The organism is Aquabacterium sp. (assembly GCF_044226965.1).
Lineage (GTDB): Bacteria > Pseudomonadota > Gammaproteobacteria > Burkholderiales > Burkholderiaceae_C > Pseudaquabacterium.
On sequence record NZ_JBGAGA010000096.1, the window covers coordinates 1 to 20361 of the forward strand.

Consider the following 20361-nt stretch of genomic DNA (forward strand, 5'->3'; position numbering starts at 1 on the left):
CATGTCGTGTTGTTCTCCGTCGGCCGCGCGAGGTTCAACGCGGCTTGTTCAACAGGTATTCGAGGTGGGCTTTCACCTCGGGCCACTCGCCGGCGGCCAGGCTGTACATCACGGTGTCGCGCACCGTGCCGTCGCGCCGCAGCGCATGGTGGCGCAGCACGCCGTCCTTGCGCGCGCCCAGGCGCTCGATCGCGGCCTGGCTGGCGAAGTTGTAGTTGTCGGTGCGCCAGCCCACCAGCTGCGCGCCCAGGGTCTCGAAGGCGTGCTGCATCAGCAACCACTTCGCGGTGGTGTTGACCGCGCTGCGCTGGCGGCTCCTGGCGTACCAGGTGTAGCCGATCTCGAGCCGGTCGATCGCCGGCACGATGTCGTGGTAGCTGCTGCTGCCGATGACCTGGTCGGTGGCGGCATCCAGCACCGCGAAGGCCAGGCGGTTGCCGGCCTGGCGCATGGCCAGCGCGGTCTCGATGTAGGCGCGGGTCTGGCCGGGCTCCGGCACCGAGGTCACGCGCAGCTGCCACAGCGCCCCATCGGCCGCCGCGGCGGCCAGGCCCTGCTCATGCTCCAGCCCCAAAGGCACCAGCCGGATCGGGCCACGTGCCAACGTGACGGGTTGGACATTGATCACGAGCGCGCCTCCGTGCCGCGCGCGGCAATGCTAGCCAGCCCAGCGAACGCCGCGGAACCGGCTCTGCCGGGCCGCTGGCGTTGCCCCCCTGGGGGGGAGGCGCCGAAGGCGCTACGGGGGGGAGCCATTTCAGCGGTTGTGCTTCTGCATGAAGACGAGCTTCTCGAACAGCGTGACGTCCTGTTCGTTCTTCAGCAGCGCGCCGACCAGCGGCGGCACCGAGACCTTCTCGTCCTTGCTCTGCAGCGCTTCGAGCGGAATGTCCTCGGCGACCAGCAGCTTGAGCCAGTCGATCAGCTCGCTGGTGCTGGGCTTCTTCTTCAGCCCCGGCAGGTTGCGCACGTCGTAGAAGGTCTTCATCGCCACGCCCAGCAGTTCCTTGCGCAGGCCGGGGAAGTGCACGTCGACGATCTTCTGCATCGTCTCGGCATCGGGGAACTTGATGTAGTGGAAGAAGCAGCGGCGCAGGAAGGCGTCGGGCAGCTCCTTCTCGTTGTTCGAGGTGATGAACACCACCGGCCGGTGCCTGGCCTTGACCAGCTCGCGCGTCTCGTAGACGTAGAACTCCATGCGGTCGAGTTCACGCAGCAGGTCGTTCGGGAATTCGATGTCGGCCTTGTCGATCTCGTCGATCAGCAGCGCAATCGGCTGGTCGGCGGTGAAGGCCTGCCACAGCGTGCCCTTGACGATGTAGTTGTGGATGTCCTTGACCTTCTCGTCGCCGAGCTGGCTGTCACGCAGGCGACTCACCGCGTCGTACTCGTACAGGCCCTGCTGGGCCTTGGTGGTGCTCTTGATGTGCCACTGCAGCAGCGGCATGCCCAGCGCCTGGGCCACTTCCTCGGCCAGCATGGTCTTGCCGGTGCCGGGCTCGCCCTTGACCAGCAGCGGGCGCTTCAGCGTGATGGCGGCGTTCACCGCGAGCATCAGGTCTTGGGTGGCGACGTAGTTGTCGGAGCCTTGGAATTTCATGGGCGCGGTCGCAGGGCTGGAGGGGTGCGGACCAGTATAAGTGCCGCCCCTATAATCCGCGGCTGCCTTGGTGACACCCCAACGGCGCTGTCCGGACCATCACAACCAACGCCCGCGAACCGATGAAAAAAGCGCTCCTTACCCTGACCGCACTCGCCGCTGCCTGCACCTTCAGCCAGTTCGCCCAAGCGCAGGATGCCAAGGCCGGCGATGCCGCCGCAGGCAAGGGCAAGGCCGCCATGTGCATCGGCTGCCACGGCCTCATCGGCTACCAGGCCAGCTTCCCCGAGGTCTACAAGGTGCCCAAGATCGCGGGCCAGAGCGCCAAGTACATCGCCAGCGCGCTCACCGCGTACCAGAAGGGCGATCGCAAGCACCCGACGATGCGGGGCATCGCCGCCTCGCTGACCGAGCAGGACATTGCCGACCTCGCGGCCTTCTACGAGCAGCAGGGCAAGGAGGGCGCCACGCCCGCGCCCGAACAGCTGGCCGTGCAGCCGCCCGAGGCCCTGAAGGACCGCCTGCAGGCCTGCACCGCCTGCCACGGCCCGAACTTCAGCAAGCCGATCGACGGCACCTACCCGCGCCTGGCCGGCCAGCATGCCGACTACCTGTTCGCCGCATTGCGCGCCTATGCCACCGACAACAACACGATCGTCGGCCGTGCCAACCCGGCGATGCGCAGCCAGGTGGTGCAGGAAGCCGACGGCAAGAAGAAGCCCACCTTCACGAACGCCGAGCTGAAGCAGGTGGCCGCCTACCTGGCCTCGCTGCCGGGCGAACTGCGCACGGTGCCGGAGTCGCGCTTCCGCTGATCCCGCCGCCACCGAACGAAAGCCGCTGTCGCTTCGCGCAGCGGCTTTTTTCATGGCCGCGCCTGTGGGGATTCCTCAAGCGGCCGCAGGGGTCCGCCGATAAGGGTCTTGAAGACCCGACCATGGCCGCACCTCGCCCCCAGCTCAAGAAGATCCCGGTCAGCCAGCTGCGTGTGGGCATGCACCTGCATGCGCTTGAAGGGGCCTGGCTCGACCACCCGTTCTGGCGCACCAAGTTCGTCATCGACGACCCGGCCACCATCCGCCAGCTGCAGGGCAGCAAGGTGCGCGAGTGCTGGATCGACGCCGGCCGCGGCCTGGACGTGGCCGAGCCGGCAGCGGCCGAGACCACGATCCGGCTGCCGGTGCCCTCGCGCCCGACGCGGCCCGAGCCCGGCCCGCAGGCGCCGCGTGCGGCCGAGCAGCCGCGGCACAGCCTCGAGGCCGAGCTGCAGCAGGCCGCCAGCGTGTGCCAGCGCTCGCGGCAGGCGGTCACCTCGATGTTCAACGAGGCCCGGCTGGGCAAGGCACTGGAGGCCGAGCGCTGCCTGCCGCTGGTCGACGAGATCACCCGCTCGGTCTACCGCAACCCGGGCGCGCTGGTCAGCCTGGCGCGGCTGAAGACGCAGGACGACTACACCTACATGCATTCGGTGGCCGTCTGTGCGCTGATGGTGGCGCTGGCGCGCCAGCTCGGGCTGGACGACGAGCAGTGTCGCCAGGCCGGCATGGCCGGGCTGCTGCACGACCTGGGCAAGGCGAAGATGCCGCTGGACATCCTGCAGAAGCCCGACAAGCTGACCGATGCCGAGTTCGCGGTGATCCGCACCCATCCCGAGCGCGGCTACGAGCTGCTGCAGGAAGGCAAGGGCGCCAGCGAGCTGGCCATGGACGTGTGCCTGCACCACCACGAACGGCCCGACGGCCGCGGCTACCCGCACCAGCTGAGCGGCGACGCCCTGTCGCCGTTCGCGCGCATGGGCGCGGTGTGCGACGTGTACGACGCGATCACCTCGAACCGCCCCTACAAGAGCGGCTGGTGCCCGGCCGAATCGATTGCCCGCATGGCCTCGTGGAAGGGCCAGTTCGACGACGCGATCTTCCGTGCCTTCGTCAAGAGCCTGGGCATCTACCCGGTGGGCTCGCTGGTGCGGCTGGAATCGGGTCGGCTCGCGGTGGTGGTCGACCAGAACCCGCAGGCGCTGACGGCACCGGTGGTCAAGGCCTTCTTCTCGACCAGGTCCTCGCTGCCGATCACGCCGCAGCTGATCGACCTGGCCAAGCCCGGGGCGAACGACCGCATCCTTGAACGCGAGCCGCCGGATCGCTGGAACTTCCCGCAGCTGGATGAACTCTGGGCGGGCGACAAGGCCGCCCGCCGCAACCGCTGACGCTCAGGCCGCGTCCAGCGCCTTCAGGCGCGCGAGCTGCTCGACGCAGGCACGCGCGACCTCGGTGCCCTTCTTCACCATGTGCTCGCTGAAGAAGCGCAGGTGGTCCTCGTGCTCGTGGAAGTCGCGCGGCGTCAGTACCGCCGAGAGCACCGGCACCTCGGTGTCGAGCTGCACGCGCATCAGCCCGTCGATCACCGCCGAGGCGACGAACTCGTGCCGGTAGATGCCGCCGTTGACCACCAGCCCGCAGGCGACGATGGCGTCGTAGCGGCCGCTCCGGGCGAGCTTCTTCGCATACAGCGGGATCTCGAAGGCGCCGGGCACCTCGAAGGTGTGCACCTGCGGTGGCGCATGGCTGCGCCCGAATTCGCGCAGCATCGCGCTGCGCGCCTGGCCGACGATGTCGGCATGCCAGGCCGAGCTGACCAGCGCGATGCGCGGCGGCTTGGCTTCCTGGGGGGAAGGGGACGTGGAGGTCTGATTCATGATGTCCTCGTGGAACGGGGTTACCAGGAATCAGGGCGCGCGCGAGCAACCCGGGCCGCCCCATGCGCGCATGCGGCAGCCCGGCTTCTTCGCGATCTCTTTCATCCGGACTGTGACCGTCGGCCCTGGCATCGCACCAGGTCTGCTGACCCCGCCGCCGGCACAAGGCCGATGGCGGGCGCTCGCGGGCTCCTGCGCAAGGCACGGGCGTGCTTCGCACAGATACCGCCGGTGGGGACTTCCACCCCGCCCTGAGAACGCTTTGTGCCGGCCTGGTGAGGGTCGGCGGACCCGATTGTAGGAGCGGGGTCGCACCCGGGCGTGTCACCTGGGCATCGCCCTACACTCGTTGCACCTCATTCAACCCGCCGCCCATCGCCCATGAAGCGAACCCTGAACACCACGCTGCTGATCGCGGCGCTCACGCTCTCCGGCCTGGCCCAGGCGCAGACCCTGAAGTGGTCCAGCGCCGGAGACCCGCAGACCATGGACCCGTATTCGCAGAACGAGAACCTGACGAATGCGACCAACCACCAGATCTACGAATTCCTGGTCGAGCGGGACAAGACGCTGGGCTTCGTGCCCGGCCTGGCCACCGAGTGGAAGCAGGAAGGTCCGCTGAAGTGGGTGTTCAAGCTGCGCAAGGGCGTCAAGTTCCACGACGGCAAGCCCTTCACCGCCGATGACGTGGTGTTCTCGGTGAACCGCGCGCTCGAGAAGACCTCGCAAATTGCCGCCTATGCCAGCGGCCTGGGCACGCCGAAGAAGATCGACGACCTGACGGTGGAATTCAACCTGGCGCAGGTGAACCCGATCTTCCTCGACCACCTGAACACGGTGTTCATCATGAGCAAGGCCTGGTGCGAGGAGCACAAGGCCACCAAGCCGCAGGACTTCGCGAACAAGGAGGAGGCCTACACCGCCTTCAATGCCAATGGCACCGGGCCCTACATGCTGGTGTCGCGCCAGCCCGACGTGAAGACGGTGCTCAAGCGCAACCCGAACTACTGGGGCAAGCTCGAAGGCAATGTGCAGGAGGTGGTCTACACCCCGATCAAGAACGACGCCACCCGCATGGCCGCGCTGATCTCGGGCGAGGTCGATTTCGTGCTCGATCCGCCGCCGCGCGACCTGGAGAAGCTGCGCGAGAACAAGCAGATCAAGATCGTCGAGGGGCCGGAGAACCGCGTCGTCTTCATCGGCATGGACCAGGGCCGCGACGAGCTGCTGTACAGCAGCGTGAAGGGCAAGAACCCGTTCAAGGATGTGCGGGTGCGCCAGGCGCTGTACCAGGCCATCGACATCGAGACCATCAAGACCAAGCTGATGAACGGCCAGGCATCGCCCACCGGCGCGATCGTGCCCTCGGCCCTGGGCAGCAACAACGACCCGCAGGTGGAAAAGCGCCTGCCCTACGACCTGAAGGCCGCGCAGAAGCTGATGGCCGATGCGGGCTACCCGGAGGGCTTCGAGGTCACGCTGGACTGCCCGAACAACCGCTACATCAACGACGAGCGCATCTGCCAGACGCTGGCCTCGATGTGGGCCAGGATCAACGTGAAGATCCGGCTCAACGCGATGCCCAAGTCCACCTACTTCCCGAAGTTGGAAAAGCTGGACACGAGCCTGTACATGCTGGGCTGGGGCGGCTCGATCACCGACCCCGAGACCACCTTCACGCCGATCTACCGCAACCGCGGCGACAAGGGCGTGGGCTTCTACAACTACGGCAACTACAAGGACGACAAGCTCGACGAGATGATTGCCGCGTCCAGCAAGGAAGGCGACCCGGTCAAGCGCCGCGCGATGATCAAGGAGATCTTCCTAACGCACAATGCGGCCGTCCATCACATTCCGCTGCACCGTCAGTTCATTCCCTGGGCCGCGCGCGCGAACGTCCAGTTCGTGCACCGTGCCGACAACTGGCTGGAAATGCGCTGGGTGACTGTCGGCAAGTGATGCCCAAGCCGGCCGCTCCCGCGGCCGGGGCCTACTTGGTCGCTCTGCGACGAACGCTGTCGAGGTAGGCGTGCGGGTCCGGCGGCAGGCCGCTGCGCTGCGAAGCCCAGATCATCTCGCCCAGCGCTTCCATCACCTCGTGGTGCGCCTCGTGCAGCGAGTTGCGCCGTGCCGCCAGCAGCTCCACCGCCTGGCGGATGCCGCTGGGCTGGTCGATGCTGCACTGCTCGCTGATCGACAGATGCATCGACAGGTGCAGGAACGGGTTGCTGCGCCCGTCCTCCACCGTGTAGCTGGCGGCCAGCGCCGCGTCGACATCGGCGAGCTCGGCGTGGTACTCCGGATGCTCGGCGATCCACTGCGCGGCCAGCGTCTCCATCGGCGACATCGGCTGGCCACCGCGGTGCTTCGCGAAGGCCTCGCAGAAGAAGCGCCGCACGTCATGCTGGGAAGGCTGGAACATGCGGCGATTGTCGCCGTGCGCGCCGTGCGCCGCCCGGTTACAGCTGGATGGCCGAGGGATCCGCGGTGAGGTAGCCCACCGAGGCGCCGAAGCGGTCCTTGTAGTTGGCGCGGATCAGCGGATCGAGCGTCGGCTTGACGATGTCGTGCAGCGGCGACTCCCAGTCACCGGGGTGCTGGAAGTTGCTCATGATGTAGGTGAAGCCGTTGATCGTGTCCACCGCATGCAGGCCGGTCGACTCGGCCCCCGAAGGTGTTGAGAGCACGCGGCTCAGCGCCTGGGTGTCGACGTTGTAGGCCCACAGGAAGTTGTTGACGTGCATGCCGCTGTCTTCGCCGATGAACAGCGTGCGCAGCGCTTCGGAGAACTTCAGGTTGTCCGGGTTGGCGATCTTGTCGGCATGGGCCTGGTTGCCCAGCGCGTCGGCGCTGGCCAGGTCCTGGCCCAGCAGGATGAACTTCGAGCTCGCCGGCACCCAGTCGCTGTTGATCGCGTTGCCGGCGCTGTCCTTCTGGCCCCCGCCCAGCGCGTGCTCCAGCACGCCGCCGGCGTTGATTGCACTGGCGAAGTTCACGTTCAGCGCCGGCACGTTGCCCGACTTGCCCGTCACCATCGAGTCCTTGATCGCCGAGATCGCCGAGTAGGCCTTCTTGTCCTTCACGTTGACCGTGGTGCCTTCCATCTTCGTGAACGACAGGCTGCCCCCCTTGAGCGCCGCGTAGCGGTGCGTTTCCAGGAACGCGGCGGCCTTGTCCATGCCGGTCTTGACCTTGACCCACAGGGTCTTCTTGTTGAGCACGATCCTGGTGTAGCTGCTGTCCGCGGGATCGGCCGTCAGCGATTCCATGATGTCGCTGGCCTTGATGCCGCCGTCCACCAGGGCCTTGATCTCCGCGCTGGTGGCCGAGCCCAGCTTGATCCAGCTGATGGGGGCCGTGGCGCTGGCGTCCAGCGTGCTGGTGTACTTCGCGACGTACAGCGTGCCGGCGGAGAGGTCCTTCTCCTTGTCGGCGATGAACATGAACAGGCCGCCGTTGGTGGCGTCGTCGCCCATCAGCGCGGTGCGGTTGTCCGGCATCACCTGGATCAGCTCGTGCGAGATGCGGCCCAGGCAGTAGTGCTTCTTGATCGAGCCGGTGCCGTCCTTGTTGACGGTCACCTCCGGCAGGTGGCCGTAGTGGTACGGGTTGGCGGTGGCGGTGTCGCCGAACAGGTTCTTGCTGAAGGCCTGCAGCAGCGACAGCGGCTGGCCCAGCGCGCCCTGGTCGAAGGCGTCCGGCTCGTACTCTTCCGAGGACAGGTGGGTGCCCCAGGGCGACAGGCTGGCGCCGCAGGTGATCCACAAGCCCTTGACGCCCGAGGTGTCGACGTTGTGGTACTTCACCAGGCTGAGCTTGCCGGTGGACTTGTCCTGGTCCAGCGTCAGCACCGCGATCGGCGAGGGCAGCAGGCCGTACATCGAGGCCTGGGCCTGGTTGCGCGAGGCGTATTCGAACTGCACCACCGCGAACACCGTGTTGCCCTTGACGCCGGCCACGCTGGCGCCGTCCACCGTCAGCAGCGACGAGCCGTCCGGGCAGTCGGAGAAGAAGGGCCGCTCCTTGCCCGCCACCGAGGCGTCGACGATCGGCTTGTTCTGGATGTCCACGTAGCCGCCGGCCAGCAGGGTGCCGCCCTTGCCGTCGGGCACCTGGTCGCCGGTGGTGAAGAAGGGCTGGTAGGCCAGCTTGTAGCGCTGGGTCGAGCCGTCGCTGTACTTGACGTCGAGGCTCGAGGCGACGCTGGTGGTGGCCATGGCCGCGGCATTGCTCAACGACGGCGCGGCCATCGACGAGAAGCTCAGGCTGCTGACGGTGGGCGACGCATCGTCGCCGCCGCCGCAGCCTTGCAGCAGCGCGGCGGTGCTCAGGCCGCCCAGCGGCAGCATCGGAACGCCGGCCATCAGTTGCAGGGCACGGCGGCGGGTCGGAAGGGTCGGAGCGTTCATCTCGCAGGGTCTCGGGAATTGAAAACCCGCGCGATGCTAGGCAGCGTCTGTGACAGTTCTCCGCATGCCCCGGCCGGCGGCCGGGCCTGGGTTCACTCGGCGCGGCGGCCGGGCTCGTCCGGCAAGGCGTCGCCCGGCTTGGCCTGCCAGCCCTGGCGGTTGCGTTGCGCAGCGGCATCGGCGCGCTCCTGCGCCCACAGCTGTTCCAGCTGCTGGCGGCCGGCCTTGGCCAGCGCGATCAGCTTCTGCTCGTCGCCCAGGTGGGGCGCCATCTGATCCACCAGCTCGATGTTGTGCGCGCGAAATCGCAGCGCCTGCGTGCGCGCGCTGTGCGGCTGCCAGCCCAGCGCCTCGAGCACGCTGCGCGCGCTCATCAGCGCCGAGTCGAAGGTCTCGCGTTCGATCAGCGTGATGCCCAGCTGCCGCAGCTGGTAGTAGTGGCCGACATTGCGCGCGCGGGCCACGATGGTGAGCTGCGGGAAATGCTGCCGCACCAGCTTGGCCACCTCCACGCTCTGGTCGATGTCGTCGATCGCGATCACGAACACCTTGGCCTGCGCGGCGCCCGCGGTGCGCAGCAGGTCCAGCCGCGTGGCGTCGCCGTAGAACACCTCCCAGCCGAAACGGCGGATGGCCTCCACCTGCTCGGCGCTGTGCTCGAGCACCGTCGCGCTCAGGGCATTGGCGCTGAGCAGGCGGCCGACGATCTGGCCGTAGCGGCCGAAGCCGGCGATGATCACCGGCGTGTGCTGCGGCTCGCTCAGCTCGGCCATCTGAAGCTTCGGCCCTTGCGCGGCCAGGCGCGGCACCAGCCAGCGGTCGGACAGCACCAGCAGCAGCGGCGTCAGCAGCATCGACAGGGCCACAGCGGCCACCAGGAACGACGCCGGCGCGGCGCCGATCACGCCGGCCTGCTGCGCGGTCTGGAACACCACGAAGCCGAACTCGCCGCCCTGCGCGAGCAGGATCACGAAGGTCGGTCGCTCGACCACCGGCAGCGCCATCGCGCGGCCCATGCCCCACAGCACCAGCGCCTTCAGCAGCAGGAAGCCCAGCACCACCGCGGCGATGCGGCCGGGGTACTGCAGCACCACCGCGAAGTCGATGCTCATGCCCACCGCGATGAAGAACAGCCCCAGCAGCAGGCCCTTGAAGGGCTCGAGGTCGGTTTCCAGCTCGCGCCGGTATTCGCTTTCGGCGAGCAGCACGCCGGCGAGGAACGCGCCCAGCGCCATCGACAGGCCCACCGACTGCATCAGCGTCGCGGTGGCCACCACCAGCAGCAGCGAGGCGGCGGTGAAGATCTCCGGCGTCTCGCTGCGGGCGATCCAGCGCAGCGCCGGCCGCAGCAGCAGACGGCCGCCGAAGATGATCAGCGCGATCACGCCGAAGGCCTTGGCCGCGCCGAGCCAGCCGTCGCCATCGGCCGCCGATGCGGCCGCGCCGCCGGCCACCAGCAGCGGCACGATGGCGAGGATCGGGATCGCCGCGATGTCCTGCAGCAGCGCGACGCTGAGCACGCTCTGGCCCGAGGTCGTGCCCATCAGGTTGCGCTCGGCCAGCGCGCCCAGGCCGATGGCGGTGGACGACATCGCCAGCCCCAGCCCGGCCACCAGCGCGAGCCGCCAGTCGACCCCGACGGCCACGCCCACCGCCAGCATCAGCGCCGCGCTGCCCAGCAGCTGCACGCTGCCCCAGCCGAAGATCGGCCGCCGCAGCGCCCACAGCCGGCGCGGTTCGAGCTCCAGCCCGACCATGAACAGCATCAGCACCACGCCGAACTCGGCGAAGTGCAGCATGGTCTGCGGGTCGGTGACCAGCTTCAGCCCCCAGGGGCCGATCACGATGCCGGCGGCCAGGTAGCCGATGATCGAGCCCAGGCCCAGCAGCTTGGCCAGCGGCACCGCCAGCACCGCGGCGGCGAGGTAGACAAGGCCGATCGAGAGCCAGTTGCCGTGTTCCATCGCTTCAGCCCGCCCTCAGTTGGCGGTGGGCCGCGCATCGGCCGGCACTTCGCGCAGTTCGCAGGCTTCCAGGTGCTCGAGCTCGGGCCAGTCGGGGTAGCTCAGCAGGCGGTCGACGAACAGCTGCGCATGGGCCTGCACCGTGGCGTCGTCCGCGCGGTGGGCGCCATGCAGCACCAGCGGCGGCAGGAAGCGCATGCCGGCCAGCGCCGCGGTCTGGTCGTAGGGCGGCAGGAAGGCGTCGAAGAAGTAGCGGTTGTAGCCGTCGCTGCGGTAGGAGTGCTCGGGCCCGCCGGTGCTCAGGGCCAGCCACAGGTCGCGGCCGCGCAGCGCATTGCCGCCGGGGCCATAGGCCCAGCCGAAGGCAAACACCTCGTCCAGCCACAGCTTCATCAGCGGCGGCATGCCGTACCAGTGGATCGGGTGCAGCCACACCATCAGCTCGGTGTCGGCCAGCGCCGCCTGCTCGGCGGCGACGTCGATCAGGTAGTCGGGGTAGCGCGCGTAGAGGTCGCGCAACTCCATCGGTGCGCCCCGGTCGGCGGCGGCCTGCACCGCCTGCGCCATGCGGCGCGCGATGCGTGAGTGTTCGAGTTGCGGATGGGCCAACAGCACCTGGATACGAGCCATGAGATTGCTTGCAGGGTTGGGGGCGGTTTGCCCGGGGGCGGACCCGCGGCGGGGCTCTCGTAACATAGCAGGGATTCACAAGAGGCCCAGGAGGAGCGCATGCCGGTGATCGTGGTCGCCAATCCGAAAGGCGGTGTCGGCAAGAGCACCCTGGCCACCAACATCGCGGGCTGGCTGGCGCGCCAGGGCCATGCGGTGATGCTTGGCGACGTGGACCGCCAGCAGTCCGCGCGCCAGTGGCTCGCGCTGCGCCCGCCGCCGTTGCCGGCCATCGCCGGCTGGGACATCGACGACGACCATGTGCTGCGCCCGCCCAAGGGCACCAGCCACGTGGTGCTGGACACCCCCGCCGGCCTGCACGGCAAGCGCCTCGACGCGGTGCTGAGGATCGCCGACAAGCTGCTGGTGCCGCTGCAGCCCAGCCCGTTCGACATCCAGGCCACGCATGCGTTCGTGCAGGGGCTGAAGGCGCACAAGCGGGCCGATGCGATCGAGATGGGCCTGGTCGGCATGCGCATCAAGGACCACACGCATGCCAACCAGCACCTGCACGAGTTCGTCTCCACGCTGCCGCTGCCGCTGGTGGGCGACCTGCGCGACACGCAGAACTACGTCCACCTCGCCGCGCGCGGGCTGACGCTGTGGGACGTGGCCCCGGGCAGGGTCGAGCGCGATCTGGTTCAATGGCAACCCATCCTCCACTGGCTGCAGCGCTGAGGCGCGGCCCACCTCCTCTGTGCACATGAGCAAAGTCCACATCCCCACGCTGGCCTCGCTGCAGTCGCGCGTTGGCGAGCACCTGGCCACCAGCGACTGGGTGCTGGTCGATCAGCAGCGCATCAACCTGTTCGCGCAGGCCACCGGCGACCACCAGTGGATCCACGTCGATGTCGAGCGGGCGAAGAAGGGCCCGTTCGGCACCCCGATCGCGCACGGCTTTCTCACGCTGTCGATGCTGCCCGAGCTGGCCGACAAGGCGATGACGGTGGACGACGTGAAGATGGGCGTCAACTACGGCCTCAACCGCGTGCGCTTCACCTCGCCGGTGCCGGTGGACAGCCGGGTGCGCGCGAGCCTGAAGCTCAAGGACTACCAGCCGATCGAAGGCGGTGCGCAGCTGACGATGGAAGTCACCATCGAGCGCGAAGGCTCGGAGAAGCCCGCCTGTGTGGCCGAAGCGGTGTCGCGCCGCTACACCTGAGCACGCTGGTGGCGCGGCAGCCGGGAGGGTCTGCACGATGAAGGTGCTGCTGATCGACGACCAGCCGCTGATCCTGTCGGCGCTGCGCGCGGTGGTGCGCGACATCGGTGGCGACTTCACGGTGGTCGGGGTCGACCATCCGGCCGACGCCCACCAGTTGCTGCAGCGCGAGAGCGATTTCGACCTCGCGCTGCTGGCGCTGAACCTGGACGACGCCAGCGGATTCGAGGTGCTGGCCACGATGCGCCGGCGCCATCCGGGCCTGCCGGTGGTGGTGGTCTCCGAAGGCGATCGCGCGGCCGACGTCATCCATGTCGTCGACATGGGGGCGATGGGCTACGTGCCGCGCGGCAGCGGCCTGACCGACCTGCGCGCCGCGCTGGGCATGGTGATGTCCGGCGGCATCTACATCCCGCCGGGCATGCTGGGGCTGGTGCGCCGCAGCGCCGACGAGGCGGGCGACACCGTGCCCTCGGTGATGCGCCCGGGGGGTGGCGACGAACCGGGCAGCGATGCGGCCGCCGCCGCGGCCGAGGCGGCCGAGGTCGTCAGGCGCGTCGCCAGCGCGGCGGCGCGCGACCACGCCATGGCCCCGGCGCCGCCGGCCCCCAGCGAGCCGGCGCCGCTGCTGCCGCGACCGCCCGGCCCCGAGGCCCTGGGCCTCACGCCGCGGCAGGCCGACGTGCTGGCCCTGCTGCTGCGCGGCCTGCCCAACAAGCTGATCGCGCGCGAGCTGAGCCTCTCGGTCGACACGGTGAAGGACCATGTCGCCGCGGTGCTGCGTGCTTTGGGGGTTGCTTCGCGCACCCAGGCCGTGCTGGCGGTGAGCCAGCTCACCATCACCGCGCAGGGGCTGCCCGGCTGGGGGCCGCGCGAACCATGAGCCCCGCCTGGCGGGGAGGCGCGAAGCGCCAGGGCTGCACCTGCCCATGATCGACGAAGCGCCGCCCCTGCTGCGCTTCGAGCTCGAGCGCGGCGGCGAGCCCGATCCACAGGGCCCGGTGGTCTGGCCGGTGGCGGCGCCGCTGCGCGCGCCGGAACTGGCGCAACGCTTCGTGCAGCACTGGGCTGCCTGGTACGGGCCGACGCTCGCGCCGCATGCCGCGGCCATCGGCGCGCAGCTGGCCGAGGAAGCCACCCGCGCGCGCCGCCTGGGCGGACTGCCGGGCACCGAGCATCCGCAGGCCTGGGGCGGGCCGAGCTGCCTGCCCGAGCGGGAGGGCCGCTTCTGCGCGGTGGCGCTGCCGCGCTGGTGGGCGCTGCCGATCGTGCGGCGGCGCAGCCGGCGCCTGCGCCTGACCGTGCCAGGCGCCAGCCTGGACGACTGGTGGCAGCAGGCGCTGCCCTGGCTAATGCCTGAATGGCGCGGCCGCGACGGCTGGCCCGAAGGCCTGGTGCTGCGGCTGGAGTTCGAGCTGCGCGTGTACTGGGGCGCGCTGGCCGAGACCGGGCCCGAGCCGGGCAGCGTGCGCTGGCATGCCTGCCGCGCGCGCAGCGAGTCGCTGGCGGGCACCGGGCCGCTGGACGACACGCGCGACGCGGTGCTCGATCGACGGCTGCGGGGCGGCGTCGGCTTGTTGGTGGTGCAGCCCTGGCTCTGCGTGGAGCGGCTGGGTGGCGCCGCGCCGGCGCCGACCGTCGGTGCGCTGCGCAGCGGGTGGCAGCGCCTGCGCCAGGCCCTGCGCGGCGGCGAGGACGCACCGCGCGAGCCCGGCCTGCTGCCGCGCTGGCAGGCCGACGAGGCCTGGTGGGCGCGCGCCTGGCCCGAAGCCGTGGCCGGCCCCGCCGACCTCGCCCGTGCGGCCGGTCGCGGTGCGCTGCTGCGGCCGGCCAGCCGGCCGGCGTTGCGCCATGGGCGGGGCGCGCCCCAGGCTACGCATGTGCTGCTGCTGGCCGGCGCCGGCATCGCGGTGCGCGAGGGCTTTGCCGCCTTGCTGTCGGGCGACGCGGCTGCCACGCCGCTGTGGCCCGGCCTGCCGCTGCTGGACGAGGTGGCCACCTGGCGCTTCGAGCATGACGCCTGGCTGGCGGTCGAGCACAACGCGGAGCACCTGGCCGCGGCCATCGAGCGCCAGCTGCTGGGCACGCGCCGCGGCGACGCGCATCCCGGACGGCTGGTGCTGCTGGGGCATTCGCGCGGCGGCCTGGTGGCGCGGGCCCTGCTGGCCCGCTGGGGCGAGCGCTGGGCCGCCCGCGGCTGGCGCGTGGACGTGCTGACCCTGGGCACGCCGCACCTCGGGGACGACATCGCCGCCGGCCTGCCGGGCTGGCGGCTGATGCTGGCGGCGCCGCTGGCGCTGCTGCGCGGCCCGGTGCAGAACGCGGCCGACCGGGCGCGGATGGCCGAGTTGCTGCGCCTGGAGCGCTGGTGGGCGCTGGCACCGCCGCCGGGGCTGCGCGCCCCGGCCACGCCACCGGCTGCGCCGCTGCCGCGCGGGCTGTGGCTGTGGGGCAGCGCCTGGGGGCCGGTGGCTGACGCCGGCCCCGGGCCAGGCCCGCAGGTGATGACGATCGACGGTCCCGATGCCGGCGTCCCGGGCGATGGCCTGGTGCCACTGGCCTCGGCCCTGGCCGGTCGGCGGCCGCTGGATCCGTCGGCCACCTGGCCCGACGAGGGCGTGCGTGCCTTCGAGGCGCCGCCCTGCGGCCACACCGCCTACCTGGCCCAGCCGGCCGTGCGCAGCGCGCTGCAGCGCTGCCTGGCGCACCTGCTGGGCCGCGAGGGGTCCTGGGTCTGAGGTCCCGGGTGGGCGCTACGCGGGCGAGAACGCGAGGCGGACGTAGATCGGCGCAAAGGCCTCGGCCTGCGTCACCTCGAGCAGGCGCTCGCGTGACAGCTCCAGCATCGCGATGAAGGTCACCACCATCACCGCCGGGCCGCGCCGCGGGTCGAACAGCTCGTGGAACTCGGCGAAGCGCCGGCCCTGCAGCGTGCGCAGCACGATGCTCATGTGCTCGCGCACCGAGAGCTGCTCGCGGCTGATCTTGTGGTGCTGGTTCAGCTTGGCGCGCTTGAGGATGTCCAGCCAGGCCTCGCGCAGGTCGGCCAACGCCACCTCGGGGAAGCGCGGCTGCAGGCTCTGTTCGATGAACACCTGCGCGCGCAGGAAATCGCGGCCCACCACCGGCAACTGGTCGAGCCGAGCGGCGGCCAGCTTGATCTGCTCGTACTCGAGCAGCCGGCGCACGAGTTCGGCGCGCGGGTCCTCGGGCTCGGCGCCGTCGGCCGTCTTCTTCGGCGGCAGCAGCATGCGCGACTTGATCTCGATGAGCATCGCCGCCATCAGCAGGTATTCGCTGGCGAGCTCGAGGTTGCGGCTGCGGATCTGGTCGACGTAGGTCAGGTACTGGCGCGTCACGTCGGCCAGCGGGATGTCGAGGATGTTGAAGTTCTGCTTGCGGATCAGGTACAGCAGCAGGTCCAGCGGGCCTTCGAAGGCTTCGAGGAAGACCTCCAGCGCATCGGGCGGGATGTACAGGTCGGTCGGCAGCTTGAACAGCGGCTCGCCGTACAGCCGCGCGACGGCGATGCCGTCGACCGGCAGCGCGTCGATCGGCGAGACCTCGGCCGACGCCGCCGACGGCAGGCTGCCGCTGTCGTCCAGCGGCCCGGTGGGCAGGTCGGCCACGGCGCGGGGAGGGGCTTACTTGCCGTGCGTCTGGTAGACGTAGGGCTGCTGCGGCACGCGGGCCGCCAGGTACTCGGCCTGGGCCTCGCGGTCGATCTGGCGGTCCCACAGCAGGCCACGGCCGGCACGCTGCTCGGCTTCGAGCGTGGGCTTCTTGGCCTTGAGCTCTTCAATGAATTGGGTCACTTCGGACTTGTAGGGCTTCCAGAACAGCGGCATGGCGAAGTCGGTGCAAGAGGGGCGCGACAGTCGCGCGGGAGGGCAGCATTTTACGGCCGGGCGTGGTGCCGCCACCGCACAGGTAATTGGTCACTCTCGCGGCCGGGCCGGGTCGCGCTACCATCGGCCGCCCGCCGAATGCGCGGGCCCAGCCTTTCTACAATTCAGGAGCAGTCGTTGCGGGAAGTCGTGGCAGTCTCAATGCAGGTCGGTCGTGGCGTCCTGCGGCGTGCGCTGCTGCTGGCCGCGCTGGCCGGGCTGCTGCCCCTCGCGGCCCACGCGGCCGATACCGCACTGGTCACGATTGTCGAAGGCACCGCGCCGGTGGTGATCGACGGTGCGCGCAGCCTCGCCGCCGTGCCGGGCATGAAGCTCGGCGCGGCCGCACTCATCGACACGGCGGCGGGCACCAGCCTGGTCCGCGTCGAGTTCGCCGATGGCAGCACGCTCGACCTGGGCCCCGACTCCCATGTGATGCTGCTGCCGCCGGGACTGGCCGGTTCTGGCCCGAAGGCGCCGGCGTTCTACCTGCTGCAGGGCTGGGCCAAGCACAGCGTGGCGGGCAAGACCAGTGGCGGCGGGCAGCTCTCGCCGCAGCTGGAGCTGACGCAGGTGGCCGGCGTCACCGTCGGCAGGGTGGCGGGCGAGGACGCGATGCTGTTCGTCGAGAGCGGCAAGGTGCAGTTGCTCGAACGCAAGTTGAAGGGCGCGCCGCCGCTGGGCGTGAAGGCCGGCGAGATGTATGCCCGCAGCGGGGCCGAGAAGGGCAGCATCGCGCCGCGCCCGAGTGCCGCCTTCCTGCAAGGCCTGCCGCGCAGCTTCCGCGACACGCTGCCGCCGCTGGCCGCGCACTTCAAGGGCAAGACGGTCGAGGCCAAGCCGGCACCGATGCCCGGCTATGCCGCGCTGAAGCCCTGGCTCACGGCAGAACCGGCCATCCGGCGCGAATTCCCGCGGCGCTTTGCGACGCTGGCGCACGACGCGACCTTCCGCGAGGCGCTGGTGAAGAACGTCGCCAGCCATCCCGAGTGGGAGCCCATCCTGTTCCCGAAACCGGCCTCTGGCGCGTCGCGCTGAAGCCATCCCTATCCAACTGCTGAAGAAGAAGACCGACCATGAAGCTGCTGCTGAAGTTCAACCTCATCTACATCCTGGTGATGGCGCTGGGCGTGGGCGTCAGCGGCTACATCAGCCGCGACCTGCTGCAGCGTAATGCGCAGGACGAAGTGATCAACAGTGCACGCCAGCTGATGGAGAACGCGCTGGCGGTGCGCAACTACACCGCCACGCAGATCACCAAGCTGCTGGAAACGCAGATGAAGTACGAGTTCCTGCCGCAGTCCGTGCCCAGCTACTCGGCCACCGAGGTGCTGGCCACGCTGCGCGTGAAGTACCCGGAGTTCGCCTACAAGGAGGCGACGCTGAACCCGACCAACCCGCGTGACCGCGCCGAGGGCTTCGAGGTGGACATCGTCAACCAGTTCCGCAACAACGCCGAGCTGAAGGAATTCGTCGGCCAGCGCGACACGCCGACCGGCCGCTCGCTGTACATTGCCCGGCCGGTGCGCATCACCAACCCGGCCTGCCTGGCCTGCCACAGCAGCGTGGATGCCGCGCCCAAGACCCTGGTCGACAAGTACGGCCCGGCCAATGGCTTTGGCTGGAACCTGAACGAAGTGGTGTCGGCGCAGATCATGTCGGTGCCGATGGAACTGCCGCTGAAGCGGGCCGACCAGACCTTCCAGCTGTTCATCACCTCGCTGATCGCGGTGTTCGTCGCCGTCGGTCTGGTGCTGAACCTGATGATCTGGTTCGTCGTCGTGCGGCCGGTGACGCAGCTGTCCTCGCTGGCCGACCGGGTCAGCCAGGGCGACCTCGAAGCGCCGGAATTCGCGAGAAAGAGCCGTGACGAAATCGGCGTTCTGGCCGACTCCTTCGCCCGCATGCGCGCCAGCGTCGTGCAGGCGATGAAGATGCTCGAAAGCTGAAGCCAAGCCGCGTCCGTTCCGCCAACGCCGTCGTAAGTCCCCGTCGTGAACCACCCCGAGAAACTGGGCAAGTACCAGATCACCGAAGTGCTCGGCCAGGGCGCGATGGGTGTCGTCTACAAGGGCTACGACCCCGACATCAAGCGCATCGTCGCGCTCAAGACGATCCGCCGGCAGTTCGACGACGGCAGCGAATCGGGCGCCACCATCGCCGCGCGCTTCCGCAACGAGGCGCAGGCCGCCGGGCGGTTGCTGCACCCGGGCATCGTCGGCGTCTACGACTTCGGCGAAGACCAGTCGGTGGCCTACATCGCGATGGAGTACGTCGAGGGCAATACCCTCGCGCACTACCTGACCAGCCAGGTCCGCTTCACCGACGACGACATCCTGAGCGTGGCCACCCAACTGCTCGAAGCGCTGGACCATGCGCACGAGCGCGGCGTGTGGCACCGCGACGTGAAGCCGGCCAACCTGATCATGACCCGCGCCGGCAAGCTGAAGGTGGCCGACTTCGGCATCGCCCGCGTCGACGCCGCCGGGCTGACGCAGGCCAACAGCGTGATCGGCACGCCGATGTACATGGCGCCCGAGCAGTTCGTCGGCGCGGCGATCGACAAGCGCGTCGACATCTACGCTGCCGGCGTGGTGCTGTACCAGCTGATCGCCGGCCGTGCGCCCTTCATCGGCACGCCCGAGGCGCTGATGTACAAGGTGGTGCACGAAGTGGCGCCGCCGCCTTCGCTGGTCGATGGCGCGAACCGCACCGACCGCTTCGACGCGGTGATCGCCACCGCGATGGACAAGCGCCCCGAGCGCCGCTTCGCCAGCGCTGCCGCCTTCCGCGACGCGATGATCGCTGCGGCCAATGCGCCGGTGAGCCCGACCGTGTCGGACGAGACCATTGTGGCGATCCCGCTGCGCTCCAAGCCCGCGGTGGCCGGCGTGCCGACCTCCGGCACCGCCGGCTCGCTGACGCAATGGGACAAGGCCGTGCTGGCCGAGGCCGAGCAGTCGCTGGCCCGCCACGTCGGCCCGCTGGCCAGCGTGCTGGTGCGGCGGGCCGCCAAGGAGTGCCATGACCTGGCCACGCTGTACGCGAAGCTGGCCGAGCAGGTGACGAACCCCACCGCGCGCAGTGCCTTCATCGACCATGCGGTGAAGGCCGGCCGCACCACGCTGACGCCCACCGGCACCGCCGGCGGCAGCACCGGCGGCCGCGGCTCGACGATGTTCGCCACCGCCGTGGCGGGCATGCCCACCGTGGCCACCGATGCGGTGCGCGTCAGCGATGCCGGGATCGAGGCGGCGGTGAAGCTGCTGGCCACGCATGTCGGCCCGATCGCCCGCGTGATGGTCAAGAAGGCCGCTGAAAAGACGCGTTATCGCGAGCCCTTCGCGGCGCTGCTGGCCGAGTCCGTGCCCGATGGCGCGGCGCGGCAGAAGCTGCTGGCCGAACTGCGCAAGCTGGTCTGAGCCGGCGTCTTCAGGCCAGGCGTTCCACCGCCCGCCGAAGCACCGGCCCCTGCACATCCGCCAGCGCCGCGATGGCCGATGCGGCGGCCGCCGCGGCATCGCCATCGGCCTCGGCCATGACCAGGCCCAGCAGCTGGTCGTCCACGGCCTGGCGCTCCACGGTGAGCCGATGCTCGGCCAGGCAGGCCAGCACCGCGTCCAGCAGGCGCGCGACCGGCGCATTCGGGTGCCAGCGCAGGCCCAGGGCCCAGCGGCTGCGCAAGGTCGGGGCCGGCAATTGCGGCAGGTCGGCGGCCAGCGCCCCCGGGTGGAAGCCCAGCGCCGGCACGCGCTGCGCGGTGGAGGCGCGCTCGAGCCGCGCCACGTCGATCAGGTCGGCGATCACCGCCGAGGCCGTCTGTTCGGCGCCCGCACCGGCGCCGTAGAACATCGTCGGCCCGCAGGCGTCGCCCTGCACCATCACGCCGTTCATCGCGCCGTCCACGTTGGCCAGCAGCGAGCGGGCCGGCACCAGCGTCGGCCGCACGCTCAGCGCCAGGCCTTCGGGCCGGCG

General features: G+C 69.9%; 19 protein-coding genes, 1 pseudogene and 1 riboswitch. Of the genes and pseudogenes, 10 read left to right on the forward strand and 10 right to left on the reverse strand.

The window, feature by feature from the left end; all coding sequences use genetic code 11:
* Positions 1–34: 34 nt before the first annotated feature.
* Positions 35–628: a GNAT family N-acetyltransferase gene (locus ACILR4_RS26665; RefSeq protein ID WP_395703934.1), complete on the reverse strand. Its 594-nt coding sequence runs from the start codon at positions 626–628 to the stop codon at positions 35–37.
* Positions 629–757: 129 nt separating this feature from the next.
* The gene (locus tag ACILR4_RS26670; RefSeq protein ID WP_395703935.1) at positions 758–1600 is read right to left on the reverse strand and encodes an AAA family ATPase; all 843 of its coding nucleotides are present in this window, start codon (positions 1598–1600) and stop codon (positions 758–760) included.
* Between the two features lie 122 nt (positions 1601–1722).
* On the opposite strand from ACILR4_RS26670, the gene ACILR4_RS26675 reads away from it, so the two are divergent.
* Entirely contained in the window at positions 1723–2415 is a 693-nt protein-coding gene (locus ACILR4_RS26675) for a c-type cytochrome (RefSeq protein ID WP_395703936.1), read from the forward strand.
* A 122-nt stretch (positions 2416–2537) separates the two neighbouring features.
* Positions 2538–3806 carry an HD-GYP domain-containing protein gene (locus tag ACILR4_RS26680; RefSeq protein ID WP_395703937.1) on the forward strand — a complete coding sequence of 423 codons (1269 nt, stop codon included), beginning with the start codon at positions 2538–2540 and terminating at the stop codon, positions 3804–3806.
* Between the two features lie 3 nt (positions 3807–3809).
* Here ACILR4_RS26680 and ACILR4_RS26685 read toward each other — a convergent pair whose 3' ends face one another.
* A complete protein-coding gene (locus ACILR4_RS26685; RefSeq protein WP_395703938.1) occupies positions 3810–4295 on the reverse strand; it encodes a 6,7-dimethyl-8-ribityllumazine synthase in 486 nt (161 codons plus the stop codon).
* 89 nt (positions 4296–4384) lie between these two features.
* Positions 4385–4558: riboswitch (FMN riboswitch) on the reverse strand.
* A 118-nt stretch (positions 4559–4676) separates the two neighbouring features.
* Here ACILR4_RS26685 and ACILR4_RS26690 point away from each other — a divergent pair.
* Entirely contained in the window at positions 4677–6254 is a 1578-nt protein-coding gene (locus ACILR4_RS26690) for an ABC transporter substrate-binding protein (RefSeq protein ID WP_395703939.1), read from the forward strand.
* A gap of 31 nt (positions 6255–6285) precedes the next feature.
* Here the strand turns inward: ACILR4_RS26690 and ACILR4_RS26695 are convergent, their stop codons facing one another.
* From ACILR4_RS26695 to ACILR4_RS26710, 4 genes are all read right to left on the reverse strand, one after another.
* Positions 6286–6717 (reverse strand): DUF1841 family protein, encoded by a 432-nt coding sequence (locus ACILR4_RS26695; protein WP_395703940.1) that lies wholly within the window; start codon positions 6715–6717, stop codon positions 6286–6288.
* 37 nt (positions 6718–6754) lie between these two features.
* A complete protein-coding gene (locus tag ACILR4_RS26700; RefSeq protein ID WP_395703941.1) occupies positions 6755–8704 on the reverse strand; it encodes a PhoX family protein in 1950 nt (649 codons plus the stop codon).
* Between the two features lie 92 nt (positions 8705–8796).
* Positions 8797–10668, reverse strand: coding sequence for a glutathione-regulated potassium-efflux system protein KefC (gene kefC / locus ACILR4_RS26705; RefSeq protein ID WP_395703942.1), 1872 nt, complete (start codon positions 10666–10668; stop codon positions 8797–8799).
* A gap of 15 nt (positions 10669–10683) precedes the next feature.
* Complete coding sequence (locus ACILR4_RS26710) at positions 10684–11298, reverse strand: NAD(P)H-dependent oxidoreductase (protein ID WP_395703943.1); 615 nt, start codon at positions 11296–11298, stop codon at positions 10684–10686.
* Between the two features lie 99 nt (positions 11299–11397).
* On the opposite strand from ACILR4_RS26710, the gene ACILR4_RS26715 reads away from it, so the two are divergent.
* The 4 genes from ACILR4_RS26715 to ACILR4_RS26730 are packed head-to-tail and all read left to right on the forward strand — an operon-like array spanning position 11398 to position 15237.
* Positions 11398–12015 (forward strand): AAA family ATPase, encoded by a 618-nt coding sequence (locus ACILR4_RS26715; protein ID WP_395703944.1) that lies wholly within the window; start codon positions 11398–11400, stop codon positions 12013–12015.
* 25 nt (positions 12016–12040) lie between these two features.
* On the forward strand, positions 12041–12499 hold the full coding sequence (locus ACILR4_RS26720; protein WP_395703945.1) for a MaoC family dehydratase: 459 nt from the start codon (positions 12041–12043) through the stop codon (positions 12497–12499).
* Between the two features lie 37 nt (positions 12500–12536).
* A complete protein-coding gene (locus ACILR4_RS26725; RefSeq protein WP_395703946.1) occupies positions 12537–13382 on the forward strand; it encodes a response regulator in 846 nt (281 codons plus the stop codon).
* A 46-nt stretch (positions 13383–13428) separates the two neighbouring features.
* The gene (locus tag ACILR4_RS26730; RefSeq protein WP_395703947.1) at positions 13429–15237 is read left to right on the forward strand and encodes a hypothetical protein; all 1809 of its coding nucleotides are present in this window, start codon (positions 13429–13431) and stop codon (positions 15235–15237) included.
* 15 nt (positions 15238–15252) lie between these two features.
* On the opposite strand, the gene ACILR4_RS26735 is transcribed toward ACILR4_RS26730, so the two are convergent.
* On the reverse strand, positions 15253–16086 hold the full coding sequence (locus tag ACILR4_RS26735; RefSeq protein ID WP_395703952.1) for a segregation and condensation protein A: 834 nt from the start codon (positions 16084–16086) through the stop codon (positions 15253–15255).
* Positions 16087–16143: 57 nt separating this feature from the next.
* A complete protein-coding gene (locus tag ACILR4_RS26740; protein WP_395703948.1) occupies positions 16144–16347 on the reverse strand; it encodes a DUF3460 family protein in 204 nt (67 codons plus the stop codon).
* A 201-nt stretch (positions 16348–16548) separates the two neighbouring features.
* On the opposite strand from ACILR4_RS26740, the gene ACILR4_RS26745 reads away from it, so the two are divergent.
* The 3 genes from ACILR4_RS26745 to ACILR4_RS26755 are packed head-to-tail and all read left to right on the forward strand — an operon-like array spanning position 16549 to position 19808.
* Positions 16549–17424 carry a hypothetical protein gene (locus ACILR4_RS26745; RefSeq protein ID WP_395703949.1) on the forward strand — a complete coding sequence of 292 codons (876 nt, stop codon included), beginning with the start codon at positions 16549–16551 and terminating at the stop codon, positions 17422–17424.
* Positions 17425–17462: 38 nt separating this feature from the next.
* On the forward strand, positions 17463–18335 hold the full coding sequence (locus ACILR4_RS26750; protein WP_395703950.1) for a DUF3365 domain-containing protein: 873 nt from the start codon (positions 17463–17465) through the stop codon (positions 18333–18335).
* 45 nt (positions 18336–18380) lie between these two features.
* Positions 18381–19808, forward strand: coding sequence for a serine/threonine-protein kinase (locus ACILR4_RS26755; RefSeq protein WP_395703951.1), 1428 nt, complete (start codon positions 18381–18383; stop codon positions 19806–19808).
* Between the two features lie 10 nt (positions 19809–19818).
* On the opposite strand, the pseudogene ACILR4_RS26760 reads toward ACILR4_RS26755, so the two are convergent.
* Positions 19819–20361, reverse strand: a pseudogene (locus ACILR4_RS26760) (homoserine dehydrogenase); the annotation flags it as partial.

Excerpts from the sequence above, each read along its gene's own strand:
- ACILR4_RS26710 (WP_395703943.1), bottom strand. The coding sequence starts at position 11,298 with ATGGCTCGTATCCAGGTGCTGTTGGCCCATCCGCAACTCGAACACTCA.
- ACILR4_RS26740 (WP_395703948.1), bottom strand. The coding sequence starts at position 16,347 with ATGCCGCTGTTCTGGAAGCCCTACAAGTCCGAAGTGACCCAATTCATT.
- ACILR4_RS26725 (WP_395703946.1), top strand. The coding sequence starts at position 12,537 with ATGAAGGTGCTGCTGATCGACGACCAGCCGCTGATCCTGTCGGCGCTG.
- ACILR4_RS26730 (WP_395703947.1), top strand. The coding sequence starts at position 13,429 with ATGATCGACGAAGCGCCGCCCCTGCTGCGCTTCGAGCTCGAGCGCGGC.
- ACILR4_RS26695 (WP_395703940.1), bottom strand. The coding sequence starts at position 6,717 with ATGTTCCAGCCTTCCCAGCATGACGTGCGGCGCTTCTTCTGCGAGGCC.
- ACILR4_RS26670 (WP_395703935.1), bottom strand. The coding sequence starts at position 1,600 with ATGAAATTCCAAGGCTCCGACAACTACGTCGCCACCCAAGACCTGATG.
- ACILR4_RS26750 (WP_395703950.1), top strand. The coding sequence starts at position 17,463 with ATGAAGCTGCTGCTGAAGTTCAACCTCATCTACATCCTGGTGATGGCG.
- ACILR4_RS26745 (WP_395703949.1), top strand. The coding sequence starts at position 16,549 with ATGCAGGTCGGTCGTGGCGTCCTGCGGCGTGCGCTGCTGCTGGCCGCG.
- ACILR4_RS26680 (WP_395703937.1), top strand. The coding sequence starts at position 2,538 with ATGGCCGCACCTCGCCCCCAGCTCAAGAAGATCCCGGTCAGCCAGCTG.
- ACILR4_RS26685 (WP_395703938.1), bottom strand. The coding sequence starts at position 4,295 with ATGAATCAGACCTCCACGTCCCCTTCCCCCCAGGAAGCCAAGCCGCCG.
- kefC (WP_395703942.1), bottom strand. The coding sequence starts at position 10,668 with ATGGAACACGGCAACTGGCTCTCGATCGGCCTTGTCTACCTCGCCGCC.
- ACILR4_RS26690 (WP_395703939.1), top strand. The coding sequence starts at position 4,677 with ATGAAGCGAACCCTGAACACCACGCTGCTGATCGCGGCGCTCACGCTC.
- ACILR4_RS26720 (WP_395703945.1), top strand. The coding sequence starts at position 12,041 with ATGAGCAAAGTCCACATCCCCACGCTGGCCTCGCTGCAGTCGCGCGTT.
- ACILR4_RS26715 (WP_395703944.1), top strand. The coding sequence starts at position 11,398 with ATGCCGGTGATCGTGGTCGCCAATCCGAAAGGCGGTGTCGGCAAGAGC.
- ACILR4_RS26675 (WP_395703936.1), top strand. The coding sequence starts at position 1,723 with ATGAAAAAAGCGCTCCTTACCCTGACCGCACTCGCCGCTGCCTGCACC.
- ACILR4_RS26700 (WP_395703941.1), bottom strand. The coding sequence starts at position 8,704 with ATGAACGCTCCGACCCTTCCGACCCGCCGCCGTGCCCTGCAACTGATG.